The organism is Mesorhizobium sp. M7D.F.Ca.US.004.01.2.1 (genome assembly GCF_003997785.1).
Classification (GTDB): Bacteria; Pseudomonadota; Alphaproteobacteria; order Rhizobiales; family Rhizobiaceae; genus Mesorhizobium; species Mesorhizobium loti.
Genome location: NZ_RZRQ01000669.1, coordinates 1 through 1,154, shown reverse-complemented (window position 1 = coordinate 1,154; position 1,154 = coordinate 1). Strand labels below are relative to the sequence as shown.

Genomic DNA, 1,154 nt, shown 5'->3' with positions numbered 1-1,154 from the left:
ATCGTCGACAGGAAGCGCTTGCCGGCCTTCACATTGGCGGCCATGGGCCGGAACAACGGAGGTTGCTTCTGATTTGTGCGGTGGGCCCGTCCGAGTCCCTGGATGGCATTGTCGGCGCGCCAGCCGGCTTCGAGCAGATAGTGCTTGCGCAGCCTCTGGTTCCTGACCCCGAGATCAGCGTGGTAGGAGCGGCCTGTGCCGCCGGCGTCCGAAAAGATCAGTACGCGCTTGTCGTCGTCCATGAAACTCTGGGTCTCGGCGAGATTGGCCGAACCAGGGCGGTTTTCCACGGCCAGCCGGTCGATGCCGTCGCGGCCGGTCTTCTTCACGATGCGGCGCGACCGGCCGGTCACCTCGGCGACGGTGTCGGTGCCAAAGTGATGGATGATTTGGTCGAGCGCGCTGCCGACCGGCGGCAGCGATGCGAGTTTTTCGACCATCTCGTCGCGCCGGCGAACGGCCTCGCGGCATTGAACCGGATTGCCATCTTCGTCGTGGACAGGCCGCGAATAGACGTTCCCCTCCGCGTCCGAATATTCCTCGAACAATTGGGTTGGGAAGGAGTGCATCAAGTACCCGCCGACGTACTCGCGCGGCGTGACGTCGACATGCAGGTCCGACCATTCCTCGGTCGGGATTTCGGCAAGACGTCGTTCCATCAGCGCCTCGCCGGTCGAGACGATCTGCACGACCGCCGAATGACCTCGGACCCGGTCCTTTTCGATCGCGCCGATCAGGGTCGGCGTCATCATCGAGGTGATGAGATGGCTGAAGAAGCGTTGCTTGGTGCTCTCGAAGGCCGAGCGCGCCGCCGATTTTGCGTCGCGGTTCAGCGTGCCGGCCTCGTTGGTGATGTTGGTCGCCTCGAGTGCGGCGGTCAGGTTGTTGTGAATGACCTGGAACGCATCGGCATAGGCATTGTAGATGCGGATCTGTTCCTCGGTCAGCGCATGCTCGAGCAGGTCGTATTCGACACCGTCATAGGAGAGCGAACGCGCCGCATAGAGGCCGAGCGATTTGAGATCGCGGGCGAGCACTTCCATTGCTGCGACACCGCCATCCTCTATTGCGGCGACGAACTCGGCGCGGTTGGCGAAGGGAAAATCCTCGCTGCCCCAGATGCCGAGACGCTGCGCATAGGCGAGGTTCTCGAC

1 protein-coding gene is annotated in these 1,154 nt (G+C 62.8%); it reads right to left on the bottom strand.

Annotation, left to right across the window (positions count from 1 at the left end; translation table 11 throughout):
* On the bottom strand, positions 1–1,154 hold a 1,154-nt coding region (locus EN993_RS36040; protein WP_206532489.1), incomplete at both ends, for a strawberry notch C-terminal domain-containing protein.